The sequence below is a fragment of the Micromonospora violae genome, from assembly GCF_004217135.1.
GTDB lineage: Bacteria > Actinomycetota > Actinomycetes > Mycobacteriales > Micromonosporaceae > Micromonospora > Micromonospora violae.
In genome coordinates this window covers 4051940-4072379 of the sequence record NZ_SHKK01000001.1, presented here as the reverse complement: position 1 = coordinate 4072379, position 20440 = coordinate 4051940, and the positions used below count along the sequence as shown (strand labels likewise).

17 protein-coding genes, 1 pseudogene and 1 riboswitch are annotated in these 20440 nt (G+C 73.5%); of the genes and pseudogenes, 4 read left to right on the top strand and 14 right to left on the bottom strand.

The genetic code is table 11. The features are described from left to right. The first annotated feature begins 53 nt into the window (after positions 1–53). Positions 54–3194, top strand: a complete 3141-nt coding sequence (locus EV382_RS17935) for a discoidin domain-containing protein (RefSeq protein ID WP_130403400.1) — start codon at positions 54–56, stop codon at positions 3192–3194. A gap of 144 nt (positions 3195–3338) precedes the next feature. Here the strand turns inward: EV382_RS17935 and serS are convergent, their stop codons facing one another. The 5 genes from serS to EV382_RS17910 all read right to left on the bottom strand — a co-directional run bounded on the left by serS (position 3339) and on the right by EV382_RS17910 (position 8620). Further along, positions 3339–4625, bottom strand: coding sequence for a serine--tRNA ligase (gene serS / locus EV382_RS17930; RefSeq protein ID WP_130403398.1), 1287 nt, complete (start codon positions 4623–4625; stop codon positions 3339–3341). Positions 4626–4711: 86 nt separating this feature from the next. Then, on the bottom strand, positions 4712–5794 hold the full coding sequence (locus EV382_RS17925; protein ID WP_130403396.1) for a DNA polymerase III subunit beta family protein: 1083 nt from the start codon (positions 5792–5794) through the stop codon (positions 4712–4714). 25 nt (positions 5795–5819) lie between these two features. Then, positions 5820–7001 (bottom strand): saccharopine dehydrogenase family protein, encoded by a 1182-nt coding sequence (locus EV382_RS17920; protein WP_130403394.1) that lies wholly within the window; start codon positions 6999–7001, stop codon positions 5820–5822. Positions 7002–7040: 39 nt separating this feature from the next. Next, entirely contained in the window at positions 7041–8189 is a 1149-nt protein-coding gene (locus EV382_RS17915) for an alcohol dehydrogenase catalytic domain-containing protein (protein ID WP_130403392.1), read from the bottom strand. Beyond that, positions 8186–8620 carry a hypothetical protein gene (locus tag EV382_RS17910; RefSeq protein ID WP_244236742.1) on the bottom strand — a complete coding sequence of 145 codons (435 nt, stop codon included), beginning with the start codon at positions 8618–8620 and terminating at the stop codon, positions 8186–8188. Before EV382_RS17910 ends, EV382_RS17915 begins: the two co-directional genes overlap by 4 nt. A 76-nt stretch (positions 8621–8696) precedes the next feature. Here EV382_RS17910 and EV382_RS17905 point away from each other — a divergent pair. Continuing rightward, positions 8697–11617: pseudogene (locus tag EV382_RS17905) on the top strand (winged helix-turn-helix domain-containing protein). Between the two features lie 11 nt (positions 11618–11628). On the opposite strand, the gene EV382_RS17900 reads toward EV382_RS17905, so the two are convergent. The 5 genes from EV382_RS17900 to EV382_RS32815 form a co-directional block, all read right to left on the bottom strand. Beyond that, complete coding sequence (locus EV382_RS17900) at positions 11629–12177, bottom strand: DsbA family protein (protein WP_130403386.1); 549 nt, start codon at positions 12175–12177, stop codon at positions 11629–11631. Further along, entirely contained in the window at positions 12174–12674 is a 501-nt protein-coding gene (locus tag EV382_RS17895) for a redoxin domain-containing protein (protein ID WP_130403384.1), read from the bottom strand. The genes EV382_RS17900 and EV382_RS17895 overlap by 4 nt, the downstream gene beginning before the upstream one ends. A gap of 64 nt (positions 12675–12738) precedes the next feature. Then, positions 12739–13425, bottom strand: a complete 687-nt coding sequence (locus EV382_RS17890; RefSeq protein WP_130403382.1) for a BON domain-containing protein — start codon at positions 13423–13425, stop codon at positions 12739–12741. Positions 13426–14001: 576 nt separating this feature from the next. Further along, positions 14002–14400 carry a hypothetical protein gene (locus EV382_RS17885; RefSeq protein WP_130403380.1) on the bottom strand — a complete coding sequence of 133 codons (399 nt, stop codon included), beginning with the start codon at positions 14398–14400 and terminating at the stop codon, positions 14002–14004. 199 nt (positions 14401–14599) lie between these two features. Further along, complete coding sequence (locus EV382_RS32815) at positions 14600–14743, bottom strand: hypothetical protein (protein ID WP_158629639.1); 144 nt, start codon at positions 14741–14743, stop codon at positions 14600–14602. A 388-nt stretch (positions 14744–15131) separates the two neighbouring features. Here EV382_RS32815 and EV382_RS17880 point away from each other — a divergent pair, with 388 nt between their 5' ends. Then, entirely contained in the window at positions 15132–15494 is a 363-nt protein-coding gene (locus EV382_RS17880; RefSeq protein ID WP_130403378.1) for an STAS domain-containing protein, read from the top strand. A 58-nt stretch (positions 15495–15552) separates the two neighbouring features. On the opposite strand, the gene surE is transcribed toward EV382_RS17880, so the two are convergent. Both surE and EV382_RS17870 read right to left on the bottom strand, forming a co-directional pair. Continuing rightward, on the bottom strand, positions 15553–16374 hold the full coding sequence (gene surE, locus EV382_RS17875; RefSeq protein ID WP_130403376.1) for a 5'/3'-nucleotidase SurE: 822 nt from the start codon (positions 16372–16374) through the stop codon (positions 15553–15555). After that, positions 16371–17348 (bottom strand): 1-phosphofructokinase family hexose kinase, encoded by a 978-nt coding sequence (locus tag EV382_RS17870; RefSeq protein ID WP_208758441.1) that lies wholly within the window; start codon positions 17346–17348, stop codon positions 16371–16373. The genes surE and EV382_RS17870 overlap by 4 nt, the downstream gene beginning before the upstream one ends. A 188-nt stretch (positions 17349–17536) precedes the next feature. Here EV382_RS17870 and EV382_RS17865 point away from each other — a divergent pair, with 188 nt between their 5' ends. After that, positions 17537–18004 carry an SRPBCC family protein gene (locus EV382_RS17865; protein WP_130403374.1) on the top strand — a complete coding sequence of 156 codons (468 nt, stop codon included), beginning with the start codon at positions 17537–17539 and terminating at the stop codon, positions 18002–18004. 163 nt (positions 18005–18167) lie between these two features. Here the strand turns inward: EV382_RS17865 and EV382_RS17860 are convergent, their stop codons facing one another. Then, positions 18168–19232, bottom strand: coding sequence for a coiled-coil domain-containing protein (locus EV382_RS17860; protein ID WP_425271909.1), 1065 nt, complete (start codon positions 19230–19232; stop codon positions 18168–18170). 5 nt (positions 19233–19237) lie between these two features. Continuing rightward, positions 19238–19369: riboswitch (cyclic di-AMP (ydaO/yuaA leader) on the bottom strand. A 121-nt stretch (positions 19370–19490) separates the two neighbouring features. Beyond that, on the bottom strand, positions 19491–20408 hold the full coding sequence (locus EV382_RS17855; RefSeq protein ID WP_130403372.1) for a cation diffusion facilitator family transporter: 918 nt from the start codon (positions 20406–20408) through the stop codon (positions 19491–19493). Between the last annotated feature and the right edge of the window lie 32 nt (positions 20409–20440).

Below are 20440 nucleotides of genomic sequence, written 5' to 3'. Positions count from 1 at the left end.
GGGAAGCGATCATCGGAGTCTGTCTGACAACGTTGTCACACCGAAGGACCACCATGCGTATCTCCGAATTCGAGCTGAGCAGGCGACGGCTCCTCATCCTTGGCGGCGCCATCGGCGCTGGACTCGCCATCGCCCGACCGGCCGCCGCCCAGGCCGCGCCAGCCGGCACCACGCCACCGGCTGCGGCCACCGGCCCGGTCGCCAAGACCTACCACGCGCTGCTGCTCGCCCACACCCGATGGGCCGAGGAGCAGTGGGATCCGGCGATCAACGCGTACCGCCTCGCGGACTTCAGGTTCGCGGTCGTCCTCGGTAACGCGGTCCTGCTCATCTCGCCCGGGTACGACGCGGCGGCAGCCGGCGTCGACCGGGACACGCTGCACGCCCGTACCATCGCGACCATCCGCCGGTTCGCGGCCACCAACCGGCTCACCGGCGGCACCGAGTGGGGCCGACAGCTGTTCTGGGACAGCACCTTTGAGCTGTACTTCGTCCTGGCCGCCCGACTGCTCTGGTCCGACCTGGACGAGGTGACCCGCAACAACGTCGACCGCATCGCCCGTGGGCAGGCCGCGTACGCCCACTCCCTCGGCACCGGTAACGACCCGCTGAGTGGCGGTTGGACGCCGAACGGCCTCACCGGTGGCTGGAGCGGTGACACCAAGCTCGAGGAGATGGGGGTCTACGCCCAGGCGATCGCGCCCGGCCTGGCCTGGGCGGCGGACGACCCCGCAGCCGCGGCGTGGCGCGAGCGGTTCCTGACGTGGATGCTCAACGCGAGCGGACTACCGGCAGCCGACCGGGCCAACCCCGCCGTCGTCGAGGGGCGGGCGGTCGCGGACTGGAACACCGCTCACAACATCCACGACACGTTCCTCGTCGAGAATCACGACTCCTTCGGCCCGCACTACCAGGAAGAACTGTGGCGCACCGCCGGTCGTACCGCCGTGCACTTCCTGACCGCCGGCCAACCGCTCCCCGAGGCACTCACCCGGCAGCCCAACGGCGCCGAGTTGTGGCGGACCATGCGGCTGATGGCCAGCGATGCCGGCGAACCCTTCATGCCGATGGTCGCGGACCGCTACCACCTGTACGGCCGTGATGCCCTGCCGCTCGCCTTCCTCGCGCAGGTCCAGGGCGACCGGCACGCCGCCCGGGCCGAGGCGGACCTCGCCGACCGGCTCATGCCCTACCTGAACTACCCGCCCGAGAACCGGCTCACCAAGTTCAGCGGCGAGCCGAAGTACGAGCCCGAAGCCCGGGCCGAAATCGCCATCAGCTACCTCTTCCACGCCTGGCGGGCAGCCAACGGCGGCGTGGTCGAACCGGTCGCCAGCACCACGTTCTTCGCGGCGGCGGCGGGCACCCGGGACTTCGGGGCGAAAGCTGGGCTGACCGCCCAGCAAACCCCGACCGCCTTCGCCGCAGCGGTCAGTAAGACCGGATTCGTCTCGTTCCAGTGGGCCCCCGCCCACGACAACTGGCTGTTCGACACCCGGGCCGCCTCGCTGCTGCCGAAGCAGTCCGCGCCGGTCCTCGGTCGCACCTCCGCCGCGTACACCGTGGCCCGGGACGGTGTCGACGCCACGGCGACCGTTCTCCGCGTCGCCGGCGGCACCGCCGGATACGTCACGCTGCCCACCGGTACGGTCGTGTACGCCACCACCGGCATTGCTGCCGATGAGGGCGCGCTCACCCTGTTCAACCTGGACATGCCCGGTGTACCCGGGCTCACCGGCACCCGTACCTTCACCGGCGAACAGGGGTCCGTCACCCTGGCTGGACAGGGCGTCGGCGACGGCGGCACCGACGAGATCAGCTTCGCGCCTCGTTCAGCCCGGCACGTGCGGATGCTCGGCCGATCCCCCGCCAACCAGTACGGCTACTCGCTGTTCGCCTTCGCCGTGCTCGACGCCGGCGGCGTCGACCGCGCCATCGGCCGGCCCACCACGGCCTCGTCCGCTGACCCCGCCTACCCCGCAGCGCGCGCGACCGACGGCAACTCCGGCACCCGCTGGGCGGTCGCCCGGGAGGAACGCGGCCGCACGGACAGTTGGCTCGCCGTCGACCTCGGCGAGCCGACCGACATCAGCGGCGTACGCCTGGACTGGGAGGCCGCGTACGGCACCCGCTACGTCATCCAGACCTCGCTCGACGGCACCAACTGGAGCGACGCGGCGGTGGTGCCGGACAGCCCGACCATCGCCGGCTCCTGGCTGGATGTCGACGGACGGGCGGGTCTGGTCGTCCACAACGCCCAGAATCCGATCACCGTGACCGCGACCACCGTCACCCTGTCCAGCGGACCGGCCACCGGCAGCACTCGAATGATCGTCGAGGGGTACGCGGGCGCGAGCAGGTCGGCCCTGGCCGCCGCGGCGTCGCGAACCCTGCCCAGTGGTGGTCCGGAGGCGTTGCGGGTGAGTGACGCGGACGGATACCTGAGCCTGTTCAACCTGTCCGGCGACGACATCACGGCGGCGGCCGTCACGCTGTCGCAGGGCACCACGCTGCGGCTGTACCACGGAAGCCAGGTCGCCGGGTCGGGGACCACCACCTACCAGGTCGACCTTGCCGCCGCGACGGCACGCGTCGAGCCGCCCCGGTTCACCGTGACCGCCGCACAGCCGGAGGAGGAGATTCCCGCCGGTACCCGGTTCGACGTCACCGACTCGCACCACCTCCGCATCACCGCACCCGCCGGGCACATCGTGAAGGTGCAGGTGGAGTCCGCGGCCGGCGGCACCCGACAGCGGGTGACGGTCCCCGCTGGACACAGCAAGGACGTCGCGTTCGCGGGTGAAACGGTGACGCCGACCAGCGACCTGGCCCGGTCTCGGACGACCTACCCGACGTCACCGCTCCCGGCCGGCATGACCGACCCGTCGGCCGCCGTCGACGGCGACCCGGGGACGGCCTGGCAACCCGGCCCGAACGGCCGAATGGTGATCGACCTCGGATCGCTCCAGGCACTGGCATCGGTCCGCCTGACCTGGACTCCCGGTCGGCGGCGGCCGATCACCGTCGCCACCTCGGCCGACGGACTCGGCTACGGGACGGTCGCCTCGGAGCCGAAGCCGAAACCCGAGACCACCATCTCGACCGGGTCCTCCGCGCGGTACCTGGCGGTCGCGGTCGCCGACTGGCAGCCCGGTGACGCCCGACTGACCTCCGTGGAGGTGTTCGGTGCCTGAACCGGCACCGCCTGTCCGCGCCGGAGCCGGAACAGCTCCGCGTCGGGATTGACCACGGTGTGACACCCGGGGCCCGAATGGACGGGGGCGGGGCTGATGCGATCCGCATCAGCCCCGCCCCCGTCGATCAATTCGGGGAGCTGGCTAGCGCAGGGGGGTCAGCCGGTCGGTGCCCAGGCGGTCCTGGAGGACCTTGGGGATCAGGACGCTGCCGTCGGCCTGCTGGTACTGCTCCAGGATGGCCGGGAAGAGCCGGCTGGTGGCCAGCGCCGACCCGTTGAGGGTGTGCACGAAGCGGGTCTGCTTGCCGCCCGGCTCGCGGTAACGGATGGCGGCCCGACGAGCCTGGTAGTCGCCGGCCCAGGAGACCGACGACACCTCCTTGTACTTGCCGGTGCTCGGCATCCACACCTCAATGTCGAGTGTCTTCTTCATCGAGGCGCTGGCGTCACCGGCCGAGAGCAGCGTGCGCTGGTAGTGCAGACCCAGCCCCTCGACCAGGCTCTCGGCGTGGGCGAGCATCTCCTCCAGCGCCGCGTCGGCCTGCTCCGGCAGGGTGAACTGGAAGATCTCCACCTTGTTGAACTGGTGCCCCCGCACCGTGCCGCGCTCGTCCGAGTGCGAGCCGGCCGACTCCCGCCGGTAGCACGGGGTGTACGCGAACGCCTTCAGCGGCAGCTTCGGGGTCTCCAGGATCTCGTCCTGGTAGGCGCCGAGGATCGCTGTCTCCGACGTGGGCAGCAGGAACTGGCCGCGCGGGGCGGACGCCGAGTCCAGGTGGTAGACGTCGTCGTAGAACTTGGGGAACTGCCCGGCGGCGAAGCCGGCCGAATCCAGCAGCAGGTGCGGCGGGAGCAGGAACTCGTAGCCGGCCTTGATGTGCTGGTCGACGAAGTAGTTGAGCAGCGCCCACTCCAGCCGGGCGCCGACCCCCGTGTAGATCCAGAAACCGGACCCGCCGAGCTTCACGCCGCGCTCGTAGTCGACCAGACCCAGCGCGCGGCTCAGCTCCACGTGGTCGCGGACCTTCTCGATCACCGGCGGCTCGCCGAAGGTCTTCACGACCCGGTTGGCTTCCTTGCCGCCGGCCACGACATCGTCGCTGGGCAGGTTGGGCAGCTCACTCATCGCGTCGCGCAGCCGGGCCTGCACCTCGTCCAGCTGGGACTCCAGCTCGGCGAGCTGCTTACGCTCCGCCTCCGGTGCGGCGACCTGCGGCTCCTCGCCGGCGCGCTTTGCCTGCGCGTACGCCCGGGCCTCGGCCTTGCGGCGCTGCCGCTCGGCGTCGATCTCCGTGATCAGGGCACGGCGTTCCTGGTCGAGCCGCTGGATCTCGTCCAGGGCACGGGTGACCTCGGCGGGATCCAGACGCTTCGCCAGCGCGGTCGCCACCGCCTCGCGATCCTTCCGGATCAACTCCATGTCGAGCATGCTGCTCCGTACGCCTCCGTCCGGGGTTCACTGGTGAACCCCCAGATGTTACCGTCGCGGCCCCCTGGGCCCGGGGCGGGGAGGTTCTAGAGTCGGATCGGCATGAGCACCGAGTAGGTGTCCGCGTCGTCCGGTCGGCGTACGGCCAGCGGGGCGATCGGCCCATCCAGCTCCAGCACCAGTTGCGGCCCGCCGGCCGCGTTCAGCGCGTCCAGCAGGTAACCACCGTCCACCCCGACCCGCAGCGCGTCGGTGCCCAGGTCGGCGGCGGGGAGCAGCCGCAGCCCGCCCTGGTCGTCGACGCCCAGCACGGTGACCTCCCGGGTCGTGCCGTCGTGGTCGAGGGCGACCGTGGGGGCCGCCGGGTCGACCAGCGCGGCGCGCAGCGTGGCCACGTCCACCGGGATCCGCCGCGCGGTCGGCCGCTCGCCGACGGACGTACGCAGCAGCCGGTGGTAGTCCGGGAAGTCGTACGGCAGGGCGGTGCCGGTCAGCGTGCGGTCGGCCACCCGCAGCCGCAGGTCCGCGCCGGCCACGGTCAACCGGACCGGCCAGGTGTCGGCGGTGTCGAGCAGCGGCCGGAGCTGGTCGACGAGGGCCACCGGCACGAACACCCGCACCGGCGGACCGTCGACGTCGGCCCCGGCCCGAGCCAACGCGAGCCGGTACCGGTCGGTGGCGACGAGCCGGACGCCGTCGGGCTCCACGTCGAAGAGCACACCGGCGAGCATCGGCAGGGCCGGGTCGACGCTGACGGCGAAGCGCACCGCGTCGAGCGCGGCGGCCAACCCGGCGGGGGAGAGCAGCAGCGTGGTGGCGGCCGGCGGGGCCGGGTCCACCAGGGCCCGGAGCCGGTCGGCCTCCCGGCGGGCGTCGCTGAGCCCGTCGGCGAGTCGGCGCAGGTGCGCGTCGAGCAGGTGGTGCACCACGGCCGGCTCGGCGCGTACCGCGGCGGCGATCTCCGGAACCGGCATGCCGATCCGGCGCAGCCCGGCCACCAGCCGGGCCGGGGTGATCTGCTCCTCGGTGTACCAGCGGTAGCCGGTCACCGGGTCGACCAGGGTCGGCGTCAGCACCCCCGCCGAGTCGTAGAAGCGCAGGGCGCTGACGGTCAGGCCGCTGGCCCGGGCCAGCTCGCCGATGCTGTGCAGGTCGTTCACGCTGGGCATCCTGCCCCCTCGACCCGGTCGAGGGTCAAGCCGAGCGTTCCAGCACCCGGAAGGTGAGGCCGGCCCGGACGAGCCGGTCGAGCAGCGCGTCACCCATCGCGGCGACCGGGGTGAGCTGGCCGGCGGTCGGCGGCAGCTCGTCGAGCGCCAGGCACAGCGCCGACTCGCCGAGCATCTTCGCCGTCTCGTCGTAGCCGGGGTCACCGCCGGCGACCTCGGTGACCACCCGCTGCCCGCCGCCGGTGCCGACGAACCGGACCCGGAACCAGGACGACGCCCGCTGCTGTGCGGTGGGCCCCTGCCCGGACGCGAGCCGGCCGAGCAGCCAGCGTCGGCTGGGCGGCAGCTTCACCAGCCCGATCAGCGCGCCGAGCCCGGCCGCGCCGACCAGGACGGTGGGTAGCCGTTTCACTGCGGCGAAGTGCCGGTAGCGGAAGTCCGGGCCGTACTCCGGGCGGGCCGCGGCCGAGCGGCGGACCACCTGCGGGTCGATGGTCGGCAGCGGCACGGTCCAGATGCCCAGCTCCGCCGAGCGGGCGAGCCGGCCGGGCACCGCCCGGACCCGACGGTCGGTGGGGCGCGGCTCGACCGCCCGCCGGGCGAGGGCGGCCTGGCTGGCCTGCCCGGTACGGGAGAACGCGGTGAGCGCCGAATGGTAGGTGCCGGCGGAGAACCGGCCACCGGCGCGCACGTACCCGTCCACGGTGATCGGGACGTCGGCGGGCAACTGTTTGACGGTGAACCAGGCGCCCAGGTCGTGCGGGATGGAGTCGAAGCCGCAGGCGTGTACCAGCCGCGCGCCGGTGCGGGTCGCCTCGGCGTGGTGGCGTACGTACATGAGGTCGACGAACTCCGGCTCGCCGGTGATGTCCAGGTAGTCGGTGCCGGCCCGGGCGCAGGCCGCGACCAGCGGCTCGCCGTGGTGGATGTACGGGCCGACCGTGCTGGCCACCACCCGGGCGCTGTCCGCCACCGCCCGCAGGGAGTCGGCGTCGGTCACGTCGGCGCTGAGCAGCGGCAGGTCGGTCAGGCGCGCATCGATCGCGGCGAGCCGATCCCGGACCGCGGCGAGGCGCTGCGGGTTGCGCCCGGCCAGCGCCCAGCGCAGCCCAGCCGGCGCGTGTCGGGCCAGGTACTCAGCGGTCAGGCCGCCGGTGAACCCGGTCGCTCCGAACAGCACCACGTCGTACGTTCGCTCCACGGCCATCCCCGGAGTCTGCCATTCGCCCCCGCCGATCGACACTCGTCACGGCGTGAACACGGCCCGTACGCAGCCGTCGGCCCGGTCCCGGAACAGCGCGTACCCCTCGGGGCCCTGCGCCAACGGCAGTCGGTGGGTGGCCAGGTGTTCGGTCCGCAGCTCGTCGCGGGCCATCCGGTCCAGCAGCATCGGCACGTCCCGCAGATCCGGCCGCCCGGCCCCGCGCAGGGTGAGCCGCCGCTCGGTCACCGCGCCCAGCGGGAACGCGTCGACGAACCCGTCCGTTCCGCCGAGCACCACCACCACGCCGCCCTTGCGACACGCGTGCACGGCCTCCCGCAGCGCGTCCGGTCGGTCGGCGTGCGGGCCGGCGAACCGGTCGACCAGCGACCGGGCCGGCGGGGTGCCGACCGCCACCACGCACACGTCCGGCCCGCGCCCGCCGCTACGGTCGCGCAGCTCGGCCGCGACGTCGGTGCGGCGGTAGTCCAGCGGCTCGGCTGCCGCGTGCCGCTCGGCCATCCGCAACCGCTCCTCGTGCCGGTCCACGACCAGCACCCGGGCCGCGCCGCGCAGCACCGCCGCCCGGGCGGTCAACTGGCCGACCGCCCCGGCGCCCCAGATCGCCACCACGTCGCCGGGGCGCACCGCACCCAACTCGGCGGCGAGCCACCCGGTCGGCGCGGCGTCCGCCGCGAACACCGCCCGGTCGTCGTCGACGCTCTCCGGCACCCGGAACGCGCTCACGTCGGCGTACGGCACCCGCACGTACTCGGCGTGGCCGCCCGCGAAGCCGCCCGCCGCCCGGGGTCGGCCGAAACAGCCGGCGTCCGAGCGGACCCAGTCGGGGTCGGCGCTCGGCAGGTCGGCATGGGCGTTGTCGCAGCAGGAGTGCAGGCCCTGACGGCAGTACCAGCAGCCGCCGCAGGCCACGCCCGCGCCGACGACCACCCGGTCGCCGGTGCGGTGCCGCCGGACCTCGGGGCCAACCTCGACCACCTCGCCCAGGAACTCCGCGCCGAGCACGTCGCCGGCGCGCAGCAGCGGGTGCGGGCCGGCCAGCAGCGGCAGGTCACCTCCGCAGGTGGCGCTGCGCCGAACCCGGACGATGACGTCACGCTCGTTGCGCAGCTCCGGGTCGGGCACCTCGCGTACCCCCACCTCGCCGGCCGCCACCCAGCACAGCGCCCTCACCCGTGGACCTCGGGACGGTCCAGCGCCGAGCGGTCCGCGCGGAGCACCTCGCCGGCCTCCACCCGTTGCTTGACCTGGCGCAGTGTCCGGCGGACCAGCAGACCCGGGTCGTCGCCGACCAGGTGCGCGGCCAGCCCGGTGGGCGGGGTGACGCCGGTCAGTGGCCGGGCGGCCAGCTCGGTGCCCCGGTCGCCGGGCGCCGCGCGCATCCGCACCTCGACCGCCCCGCCCAGGCGGCGCAGCGGCTCCGGCCAGCGGCCGTCGGGAAGCACCTGCTCCGGCGGCCGGTCGACGGTCACCACCTCCCACCGGCCCGCCGCGTCGCCGTCCGCGCCGAACCGGCCCCGCTGACGGGGTACGCGCAGCAACCGGGCCGCCCCGGCCAGCGCCGCGCCGCCGAGGGCGAATCCCGCCCGCACCAGCCGTCGCATGGGTACCACCTGACCTCCCGGTTCACGTCCCCCGATCGTCGGTGCTGGCCGGGTGAAGCGCGCTCGCCCGGAAGGGGTGAACCGGCCCGCGCCGGGTAACCGCTCGCCGACCGGGGGCGGAACGTGTGGTGGGGGTGGGGCTGGGTGGCGGAACAGGAACGCGTACGGGTCGAGCCGGCGCCGGGGCCGCCGCTGCTGGCGTCCCGGCTGACGCCGGCTGTGCCGCCGGAGCCGGTGGTGGCCCGGCCCCGCCTGCTGCGCCGGTTGGACGAGGGCAGCCGGGGACCGGTCACCCTGGTGGCCGCCCCCGCCGGCTGGGGCAAGACCACCCTGCTCGCCTCCTGGGTACGGCTGGGCGGTGTTCCGCCCGACGTCGAGCCCGGCGCGACCGTGCCCGACTCCGGCGACCTGTCGGTGTCCTCGGCTGACGAGCCGGTCACGGCGTGGATGTCGGTGGAGGCCGGCGACGACTCCGACCGGCTCTGGGCGTACCTCGCCGCGGCTCTGCGCTCGGCGATCGGGTTGGCGCAGGACGGCCCGGTGCCCGACCGGCCGCCGCGCCCCGACCAGCTGGAGGCGCTGGCCGCCACGCTCGCCGCCGCCGACCGGCCGGTGCTGCTGATCCTGGACGACCTGCACCGGGCCGCCGACCCGGCGGCCCTGACCGGCCTGGAGTTCCTGCTGCGCCACGCCGGGGGGCGGCTGCGTCTGGTGGTCGGCGCGCGGGCCGGTCTGCACCTGCCCCTGCACCGGCTCCGCCTCGCCGGCGAGCTGACCGAGATCGGCCCGGACGAGCTGGCGTTCACCGACGACGAGGTGGCCGATCTGCTCACCGCCCACGCCGCTCCGTTGCCGGCGACCGCCGTGCGCCGGCTGCGGGAGCGCACCGGCGGCTGGCCGGCCGCGCTGCGCATCGCGGCCCTGGCGGTACGCGGACAGCCCGACCCGGAACGCTGGGTGGGGCAGTTCGGCGGCGACCAACCGGAGATCGCCGGCTACCTGCACGAGGAGGTGCTCGCGACGCTCGACCCGGCGGAGGAGGACCTGCTGCGCCGTACCGCCCTCGTCGACACCGTCTGCGCCGACCTGGCCGAGGCCCTGACCGGTCGCGCCGACGCCGGGCAGGCGCTGGCCGACCTGGCCGGAACCGGTGGTCTGCTGCACCGGGAGGGCAGCCGGCCGCCGTGGTACCGGTGCGAGTCGCTGCTGGCCGACCTGCTCCGCGCCGACCTGGCGCGGTTGCCCGCCGACGAGCGGCACGAGCTGCACGCACGGGCCGCCGACTGGTACGCGGGCGCCGGCCGGCCCGCCGACGGTCTGCGGCACGCCCTGGCCGCCGGCCGCTGGGATCTGGCCGGTGATCTGTTCGTCGCGCACTGGCCGGAGCTGGCCCGCTACGACCGTGAACCGGTGCACGCGCCGGCACCCGCGCCGCCGCCAGCGGAGGTGATCCGCGCCGACCCGGAGGTGGCGTTGGCCTGTGCCGCCGAGCGCGCGTACGCCGGTGACCTGACGGCCGCCGTCGGTCACCTGCGCGCCGCCGCCGGGTACGCCGCGGGCCTGCCGGTGCCGCGCCGGGACCGGTTCCTGCGGTTGGTCACCGCGCTGGAACTGACCGTGGCCCGGCTCGACGACGACCGCGCAGAGGTCCGAGCCGCCGCCGGGCGACTGCTACGTACCCGCCCACCGCAGGCCACGCCGACACGGGTGCCGAACGCCGCCCCGACCGGGTTGACGGGCTCCGCCCCGACCACCGGTGGTGGCGGCGCGGCCGACGACCTGGACCTGCGGGCGTTCACCGGCACCGCGCTGGGGCTGGGCGAGTTGGCCGACGGCGCGCTGCCCACCGCCCGGTTCGTCCGGGCCCGGGCGGCGGCTCGGGAGGCCGGTCGGCCGCGTACCGAACTGGTCGGTGCCAGCCGGGCCGCGCTGCTGCTCGCGGTGCGCGGCGAGTTGCGGGCGGCTGAGCAGGCGGCCCGGGACGCGCTTGGCCTGCCGTCCGGTCGGGGCTGGTCCGGTCGGCTCGACTGCGGCTACGCGTACCTGGCTCTCGCAGTGGTGGCGCTGCTGCGCGACCAGCCCGAGGAGGCCACGGCGAACCTCGCCCTCGCCCGTCCGGCGTTCGATGTGACGGAGAGCTGGGCCGGCGCGGCGGTGGGCGACGACTGGCCCGTCGCGGCCGGCGGCGAACCGGTGGCGGCGGCGGTGGCCGCACTGTGTCGGGCGCAGCTGTGCCGCGACTCGGGCGACCCGGCGGCCGGCCAGCGGCTGCTGGTCCAGGCCCGGGAGTCGCTGGCCGACCGGCCGTCCGCCGCCGAATTGACCAATCTGCTGCGCGCCGCCGAAGCCGAACTGCGCGCCGTGCGGGGCGATCTGGACTCCGCCCGCGAGCTGCTGGACGGCGTCACCGACGAGGAGACCGACCCGGTGCTCGCGGTGACGTTGGCGAAGGTGCAGTTGCTGGCCGGCGACGCCGCCGCCGAGCGGACCCTGCCGGACTGGCTGGCGCCCGCGGCGAGCGCGTGGCCGCTACCGGTACGTCTGGACGCGGGCCTGCTGGACGCGGTGCTGGCCGAGCGCGCCGGGGACCGGCGTCGAGCGGGTCGGATCCTGGAGCAGACGTTGGACCTGGCCGGCCCGCAGGGCTGCCGACGGGCCTTCACCCGTGCCGAGCCGCCCGTGCGGGACCTGCTGGCCGCGCACCTGGACGCGGGCACCGCCCACTTCGCGCTGGTCAGTGATCTGGTGCGGGGGGCGGGGCAGAGCACGGCCGGGCCGGCCGCCGGGCCGAGAGGCACGCTCGACGAGCCGTTGACCGAGCGGGAGCTGACCATCCTGCGGTACCTGCAGAGCATCCTGTCCAACGTGGAGATCGCCAGCGAGCTGTCCCTCTCGGTCAACACGGTGAAGACCCACGTCCGCAACATCTACCGCAAACTCGACGCGACCCGCCGGCGCGAAGCGGTCCGGCGGGCGCGCGAGTTGCGGCTGATCTGAGCGGATGGCGGTCAGGCGTTGGCGGCGGCGTCCGCAGCCGTCAGCAGGTCGGGCAGGTCGTACCCGCCGTCGTGCCGAACCCCGTTGACGAACAGGGTGGGGGTGCCGTTCACCCCGCTGCGGATGCCCCCCACGAAGTCGCGGCGTACCCGGTCGGCGTGCGTCCGGTTCTCCACCTCGGCGTTCAACTCGTCCGGCGGCAACCCGACCTGCTCGACACCGAGCGAGAGGTGCACCGGGTCGAGTTGGTCCTGATGCTCGTAGAGCCAGTCGTGCATCTCCCAGAACCGGCCCCGGACGGCGGCGGCCTCGGCCGTCTCGGCGGCGCGTTCGGCGTACGGGTGCACGTTGGCGATCGGGAAGTAGCGGTAGACCAGCCGTACGGTGTCGGCCCGCTGTCGCAGCAACTCGTGCAGGTTCGGGTACGCGGCACCGCAGAACTGGCACTGGAAGTCGCCGTACTCGACGATGGTCACCGCCGCGTCGGCCGGCCCCCGGATGTGGTCGTCGGCGGTCACCGGGTCCCGAAGTCGGGCGGTGACCTGAAGTGGCGTGGTCATCCGGCCATCACCTTCCGATCGGCGGCGAGTTGGTCCAGCGCGTCGAAGATGCCGTCGGCGCCGGGGTTGACGTCCGGCGGCGACAGGTGGCTCCAGGTCACCGTCCCCGTCGGGTCGAGCACGACCAGCGCGCGGGCCGCCTCGCCCTGCTGCGGCTGGTACGCCCCGTAGCGGCGCGAAACCTCGCCCTTCGGCTCGAAGTCGGCCAGCAGGGGAAACTCGATGCCCCGGCTCTCCGCGAACGCCCGGTGTGACCAGATGCTGTCCACCGACACGCCGAGCACCACCGCCTGGTACTGGGCGAAGACGGGTGCCGCCGACTGGTAGAGCGACATCTGGTCCCCGCAGACCGGGCTCCAGTCGGCGGGGTAGAAGGCGAGCACGACCGGCCGGCCACGGAACTGCTGGGGCCCCGTCAGAGCACCGTCCGGGGTGGCCGGCAGGGTGAAATCGGGCGCGGTGCGTCCCGGTTGGATCAGCCCGTTCGGATCACTCATGCCACCAGCCTGCTCCCGGGGTGGGTGAGGTGGGCTCACCCACCCCGGGTGGTTCGGCGCCTGCTCAGCGCAGCACCGGGGCGACCGCGATGTGGTTCTGCACCTCCCGGATGCCGGGCGCGGACCAGGCCACCTGCTCGACCTCGGCCCGTTCGGGCATCGAGTGCACCAATCCGGCGAGGATCGCGGTGTCGCCGTGCACCCGGACGCTGATCCGTTCGGCCTCGGTCGCGCCGGCCCGGGTGAGGGCGTCGACGATCCGGTCGGCCAGATCGTGCCCGTCCGGGGCGGCGGCCGGTCGGACGGTGATGCCGTTGCTCACCCCGCGTACGCCGGTCAGCCGGGCGACCGCGTTCTCGGCGGCTCGGCGCTGGTACTCCCACTCGACGTCGCCGTGCAGCGTCACCCAGCCGGCGGAGACGGTGACCTGGAGCTTCTCGATGGGTACGAACGCGTCCCACTCCAGCGCGTGGCTGGCCGCGGCGGCCAGGTCGCTGTCGGCACGCTCGGTGCTGTTGGTGAGCTGCACGGCCACGTCGTTGGCGACCGCCCGGACCGAGGCGACCCGGTGAGCGGCCCGTTCGGCGGCCCACTTCCTGGCGTAGCTGTCCACGCGGCCGGTCAGGGTGACGACGCCCTCGGCGACGGTCACGCCGATCTCGTGCGGCTGCACCCGCGGTTCCCAGGTCAGCTCGTCGAGCACGGCGGACTGGATGTCCTGGTCGGTGCGGCTGATCTGCGCGATGGCCATCTGTCCCTCCTCGGCTGTTGCGGTGGCGGACCGGGTGGCTGTGGCCGGCGGTCCGCCGTGCTGCGATCCTGCCGTCGCCCGGGGTGAGCCGCCGTCGCCCGGACCGGGTGACGGTGTCGCCGGACCTGGGCGGCTCGGCGGGGAAGGACGGACGAACATCTATGATGGGAGCGCTTCCAAAGCGAGCGCCTTTCGGTTACGGTAAATCGCGTTCCTCGATTGCGGGAGCCGTCGCATCGGGTGGTGGAGCCAGGGCAGCTCCGCCCGTCCTCGTCGCCGTGCTCGTCCCCCGGCCACGGCGTCACCCAGGCGATCGACCCCGTCCCCCGGGGCTCCATCCCGAGAGGAACCGCAGATGCGGAGAAGTCTCACCGACGCGTTCGTGTCCGTGTTGGCCGCCACCACCCCCACCACCGTGGTGACGGGAAGACCGGGTCGCCACCGAACACCGGTCCGCCGGGCCGCCTGAGGGGTCCGGCACCCGGCGGACCGGTTCCATCCCGCTCGATGGCGCAGTGACGCGCGACGGGCCCCGCTCGACCGGGGTCGCGCCGGGGCCCGTGCTGGTGCTGTGGTTCAGGCGGCGGGGGAGCTGGGGCGGTCGACGTCGACGAACTCCACGTCGTCCATGGCACGGTCGTCCCGGCTGCCGGCGGCCCGCGCGGCGGAGCCGACGGCCCAACCGACCGCCGCGCCGACAAGCGCGGCGCCGATCAGGAGCGTCCAGGGCAGTGCCGGCTGGCGGCCGGCGAGCGCATCGAAGGCCAGCGAGGCCCGGCGTCGCGCCTCGTCGGCGGCGGATCCCACCAGGTCACCGGCCTCTTCGGCGAGACCGCTGCTGTTGCGACGGGCCGAGCGGGCGGTGTCCCGCACACTGTCTCCAGCGGAACTGACGGCCGAGAGCAGGTGCTCCCAGGCCTGGTCCGCGATCCGCTCCGGCTTGCTGCGGCGGTCCAGCAGGTTGGTTCCGAACATCGTGGTTACCTCCTCGGGTGCCGAAGCGCCGGCCACTTCGGACGTCGGCGTCTTCCCAGCGCGTCACGGTGTCGCCTATCCCGCAGTGCCCCACGTCGGCCGGGCGCAAACCCCGACCGCCGCGGGGCAACGGCGGGTCGGCGCACCATGACTCGGTGCGCCGCCGGTTCAGCGCACCATGCCTGGGTGCGCCGCCGGCTCAGCGCACCGCCGACACGGCTACGCCGCGGGCGAAGTCGTCGTCATCGTCGTCATCGTCATCCCCGCCGCCACCGAAACCGCAGGCCAGGACGAGGGCGAGCAGAACGCCGACGCCGGCCAACCCGGCAAGTCGCTTGATCATCGAAGATCCTCTCCGTTGCGGTTGGTGTCCCGGCCGATGCTAGGGCGCGTCGGCAACGGTGGGCCGCGAATCACGGCGGCCGGACGTGGGCGACACGCCGACGGCACACGGGGCGGGAGTGCGCGGTGGGGCGGTTGTCGGGTGTGCCGGGTCCGGACCGCTACCCTGGTTCGGCGGCGCGTCGGTCCCGACCGATCGTCGATGGTCAGATAACGAAAAGTCTTGAGTAATCAGATACTGAAAAGTGCGGATATGGGTGGCTTTGTGGGTCCGGATCCGCGAATTGCTCATCCCGAGGGGTGGCGACCGAGGCCATCGGAGGAATACTCTCGGTCGCGGCCCGCGTACTGATGAGGCGCCCGGGGGACGGGCGGGTGGAGGTGCTCGCGTGAGCCTGTCGATCGTGAAGTCTGTTCTGTCCGGTGGTGTCGTGGAGATCGCCCCACGGGGCGAGATCGACGTCGACACAGCGTACGAGGTGCGCGAAGCGATCGCGGAGGTGCTGGCCAAGGGCCGCCCGCTCCGCATCGAACTCAACATGAGGCTGGTCACCTTCATCGACTCGGTCGGCATCAGCGCCATGGTTGCCGGCTTCCAGACGGCCGAGGTCAGCGGCGTCAAGCTGGTGGTGACCGAGCCGAGCCGATTCGTGCACCGGCAGCTCTGGGTGACCGGCCTGCTCGGCCTCTTCGGCGCCCCGGAGCCCTACTTCGCCGGTGCCGCCACCCCCGAGGTGCTGCCCGGCGCCTGAGCGCGTCGGTGAGCGCGAGGAGTGAGCAGCCCCGCAGTCGCGAACGAAGCCGTGCGGGCTACTCGTCCAGGCCGGTCAGGTCGATGTCGCTCGCCTCGCTGACCGCCCGGATGGCTGTCACCGACGCGTACCCGGCAGCCAGCAACGCCACGTCCGTGCCGGGCTGTGCGGCCTGCCCCGGCTCCTGCAGTGAGGTACGCACGAAGCCGTGGCCGGATTCCGCCACCGTCATCTGCACCTGACCGAAGCTGGCCAGGGTGCCTCGCCGCACGCCGCGCAGCTCCCCGTGCGGCAGGTCGGGAACGTTCACGTTGAGCACGCTCTCCATCGGCGCGGAGGTCAACCGGGGGAGCAGGTCCAGGGCGACGCGCGTGGCGGTGTTCCAGTGCCGCTCGGCGTCGCGTACCCGAGCGGCGGCGTCCACCGCGGCCCCGCCGCTCGCGGCCGTCGCCTCGCCGGCCGAGAGCACGTCGAGGGAGACCGCCATCGCCCGGCAGCCGTTGGTGGCGGCGGTGAACGCGGCGCCCACGGTCCCGGAGTGCAGCACCGCCCGACCGGCGTTGGCACCCCGGTTGACACCGGAGAGCACCACCGACGGCGGCGGGCCGAACGCCCCGTGCAGGGCGATCAGCGTGATGAAGCCGGGGGACCCGGCGACTCCGTACGCCGGCACACCCACCAGCTCGGGCAGCGGGTGGTCGTTCACGACGACGCGCCCGTCGCGTTCCACGGCGCTCATCGCGGCGCTGGTGCCGCTCGCCTCCTCCATCGGCGCGGCGACCACCACGTCCAGGCCCCGCTGCCGGGCCGCCCAGGCCAGGGCCTGGATGCCCGGTGCCGCGATCCCGTCGTCATTGGTGATGAGCACCCGTAGGGTCATCGCTCGATCACCCGGTCGGCCAACTCGTCCGGAGTGGTCCGTTCCTGTTGCCGGCTGTCCGCCGGCACCAGTCGGACCCGGTCCACCAGGCCGGTGATCGAGTCCAACCGCCCGGTGCCCAGGCCGTGCCGGGTCACGTTCAGCGCGCCAGCGGCGGCACCGGTGCGGATGGCGGTCCGGATGTCTCCGCCCCTGGCCACGACGGCCGCCACTCCCGCGGTCATCGAGTCGCCCGCACCCCGCGGGTCGGCCGCCTCCAGCCGGGGCATCTCGACCTGGAACAGCTCCCCGTCGATGAGCGCCAACGCCGGCTGATCGGCGCGGCTGACCACCACCGTCTCGGCGCCGCCCGCGTGCAGCTCGTACATGGCCCGGGTCAGCTCCACGCTGTCGTCGCTGCGGGCGCGACCGTCGCGGATCAGCTCCTCGTGACTCACCTTGAGGAAGAACACCCCGCTCTCCAGCACCGACGTGAGGTGGTCACCGGAGAGGTCGACCACCACCCGGCCGCCGTTGGCGCCGAGGTCGGCGGCGAAGCGTCGGTACAGGTCGGCAGGGACGAGCCAGGGTTCGTTCGGCCCACTGAGGATGCTCACCGAGGCGCGCAGGCCCTCGCCGAGCGCGAGGTTGTACAACTCGTCGATCTCGTGCCGGCTCAGCGGCTGCCCGGGCACGTCGGCGATCTCCTGCCGGGAGCCCGCCCGGCGATCGTGCACGTACCCGCCGCTGCCGGAGTCGCGGACCACCACCTTGAGGTCCACGCCCTCGCTGACCAGCAGTGGCTCCAGCACCTGGCCGATCTCGCCCCCGAGGGCGGCGCAGAGCACCACGTCGACGCCGAGGGAGATCACCATCCGGGCCTGCCAGACACCCTGCCCACCGGGGTGCAGGTGCAGCTCGGGGTGGTCGTTGGGCTGGTCCACGGTCACCGTCAGCTGTGGCGTGGGCGCGAAGACCATCACGTGCCCACTCATCGGTCGTCGCTGTTCATGCTGGCCGCCTCCGGCACCCTCGGAAGACTTCGTACCAATCGACCTTAATGGGGCAGGTGGTGCCAGGTCGCCGCATCGGCCCGGTCCGGTGCGGCACCCGGGGCGGTCGGGCGTTGCCAGCCAGACATCGGTGCGGGACGATCGGGCGACCAACGACGGCGGGAGACGGTGTGCTCAGCAGCGATACCTTCAGCTACACCGTCCAGGCCCGGTGCTCACCCGCCGAGGCGGCAGCACTGCTCAGTGACCTGACCCGGCAGGGTGAGCTGCATCCGCTGATCGTCCGGGTCCGCCGGGTGCCGCCCCGACCCGGCGCGCGGGCCAGTTACACGATCAACGACCGGTTGGCGGCCGGCCCGCTGCGGTTCCGGACCACGTACCACGCGGACGTGCTGATCATCGGGACCGACGAGATCGTCACGGTGGCCCGCCAGTGGCCCGCCACCACGGTACGCAACCACACCCGCCTGCGCGCCGAGCCGGACGGCCTGGTCCGCATCGACGTCGAGATCACCCTGACCGCGCCGACGCCGCTGTTCCGCTACGCGTTCCGCCAGGCCCGAGCCGCTCACCTCGCGCTGGCGACCCGGCTCGGCGCGGCCCTGGACCGCAGCGCCGACCCGTCGCCCCCCACCTGACCGGCGCGCCGTCGCCCCCACGGCTTGTCCGTGGCGAGCACGGTCGCGATGATCATCAGGCCCGCGCCGTCGCGGTCGACGTAACGTCACCGAGGTCGGGGTATCCCGGCGTGCGGATGCCCCGACCTCGGCGACAGCGAGCGGATGCCCCTGCTCGGACGGGTCAGTAGACCGACAGGTGCACGTGGTTGGTGTGGTCGGTGGACGGGGTGCCGTGCGCGCCGCTGTACGACTTCCACCCGCTGCTGGGCAGCCAGATCTGCTTGTACCAGATCACGTAGAGCACGGCGAGCCGGTCCGCGTTGCGGATGAAGTACGCGGCCAGGTTGTTGCCGTACGTCTTGTCGCCGCCGGTGGCGACCCCACCGAAGCCGTTCTTCTGTGCTGCGAAGTCGCAGGCCCGACCCTTCGGGTGTTCACCGGAGCCGCTGGGGCGGTGGCACGAGACGTACCGGGTGAAGCCGGCGGCCTTGGCCTGGTTGAGCGCGTGCAGCGTGCGTGGGGTGATGCAGCCGCTGGCCGGCGTCGGGTCGTTGACGCTGCATGACTCGGAGGGCCAGGAGCCGTCGGAGTTGCGCGGCGCGGCCTTCGCGTTGGCGGTGGAGGTACCCCGGTTGGAGCCGGTGTCGGTGGTGGTCTGCGGCTTGGCCGCGGTGGCCACGGTCAGGGCCCGTTCGGCCTGATCCTTGCGCTTGGCCATCACCGCCACCTGCTTGCGCTGTTCGTTGATCTCGCCGTCCAGCGCGGTCCGGGTGCGGTTGGCCCGGTCCTTGCTGGCCAGCAGGTCGCGCAGCACCCGGTCCTCGTTGGCGGCCACCGCGTCCAGCGCGGCCGCCCGGTCCATGAAGCCCTCCGGGGTGTTGCTGTTGAGCAGCGCCGACATCGCGCCGAGCCGGCCGGTCCGGTACGCCACTTCGGCGATCTCGCCGACCTTGCCGTTGCGCTGGTCGATCTCGACCTCGATGGTCTTGAGCTGGGTGGCGAGCTGCCGCTGCCGTTGTACCGAGGTGTCCAGGGCGCGTTTCGCGTCCAGGTAGCCCTTGCTGGCCGCCTCGAGTTGGGCGCGCAACGCCGGGGTGCCGCCCTCCTCGTCGGAGTTGGGCGCGGCGGCCCGTTGGCCGGTCGGGGGAGCGGCCGAGGCGGTGCCGGCCGGAAGCGCGACGCCGAGGGCGAACATCGCGACGATCAGGGCCGCCAGGCGGGCGGCGGGTGGTCGTGCTGGTGCCACTGCGCATGTCCTTCCGTCAGCCGCCGACCGGGTTAGCTGTCGGGTTCGGGACGGAAGATCCCTACCGCTGACGCGGATGCACCCCAGGAACGTGGTTCCCCGGTTCGCCCTGCTGGGCGATTAGGCGGCGACCGCCACCGGCGCCGGGAGGGCGCCGCCTGGTGGAGGCCGGGACTGAGCCTACCGGTGCAGGTGGGGCGACTGCAGCCGATGTGACGGACGGTGCGTGCGTTACCACGGAAAATTACCGTGATCCCGTCACCACTCGATGGAGCCACACGCCCCGGCGGCGGCGCCGGGCTCGATCTGCAACGTCGCGTGCTCGATGCGGAAGTCGTCGTGCAGGGCCGTGCGGGCTGCGGCGAGCACCGCGCCGACGTCCGCGCCGGGTGCCATGGTCAGGTGTGCGGAGGCCACCTCCATGCCCGAGGTGAGCGTCCAGACGTGCAGGTCGTGCACCTCGACGACACCGGGGACCGCGGCCAGTCGGTCGTGCACGGCGGTCACCTGGAGGTGCTCCGGGGCGGCCTGCACCAGGATGCGGATGGCGGCGCGGGCCAGCCGCCAGGTGCGCGGCAGGATGAAGACGCCGATGGCGACCGCGACCAGGGGGTCCGCCCACCACCAGTCGGTGACGGTGATGAGCAGCGCCGCGCCGATGACGCCGAGCGAGCCGAGCAGGTCGCCGAGCACCTCCAGGTAGGCGCCCTGGAGGTTGATGCTCTCCCGGGCCCCGGCGCGCAGCAGGGCGAAGGCGGCGATGTTCGCGAGCAGACCGAGCACAGCCACCGCGAGCATCGGGCCGGCGATGACCTCGGGCGGGTCGCCGAAACGGCGGATCGCCTCGATCACCACGTAGATCGCGACGCCGGAGAGCAGGACGGCGTTGGCCAGCGCGGCGAGCACCTCGAGTCGGTAGAGCCCGAAGGTGCGCTGCGGGTCGCCGGTGGCCCGCCGGGTCGCCGTGATGGCGGCGAGCGCCATCCCGATGCCGAGCACGTCGGTGAACATGTGCCCGGCGTCGGAGAGCAGGGCGAGTGAACCGGTGTGCAGGGCCACCACGGCCTCGACCACCATCAGGGTGGCGAGGAGCCCGAATGCCGCCCAGAGTCGACCCCGGTGCTGGTGTGCGGCATTGGCGACGGAGCCGTGGTGGTGGTCATGACCTGCGCCCACGAGATCCACCTTCCGCCGCCGATCGGGACCCG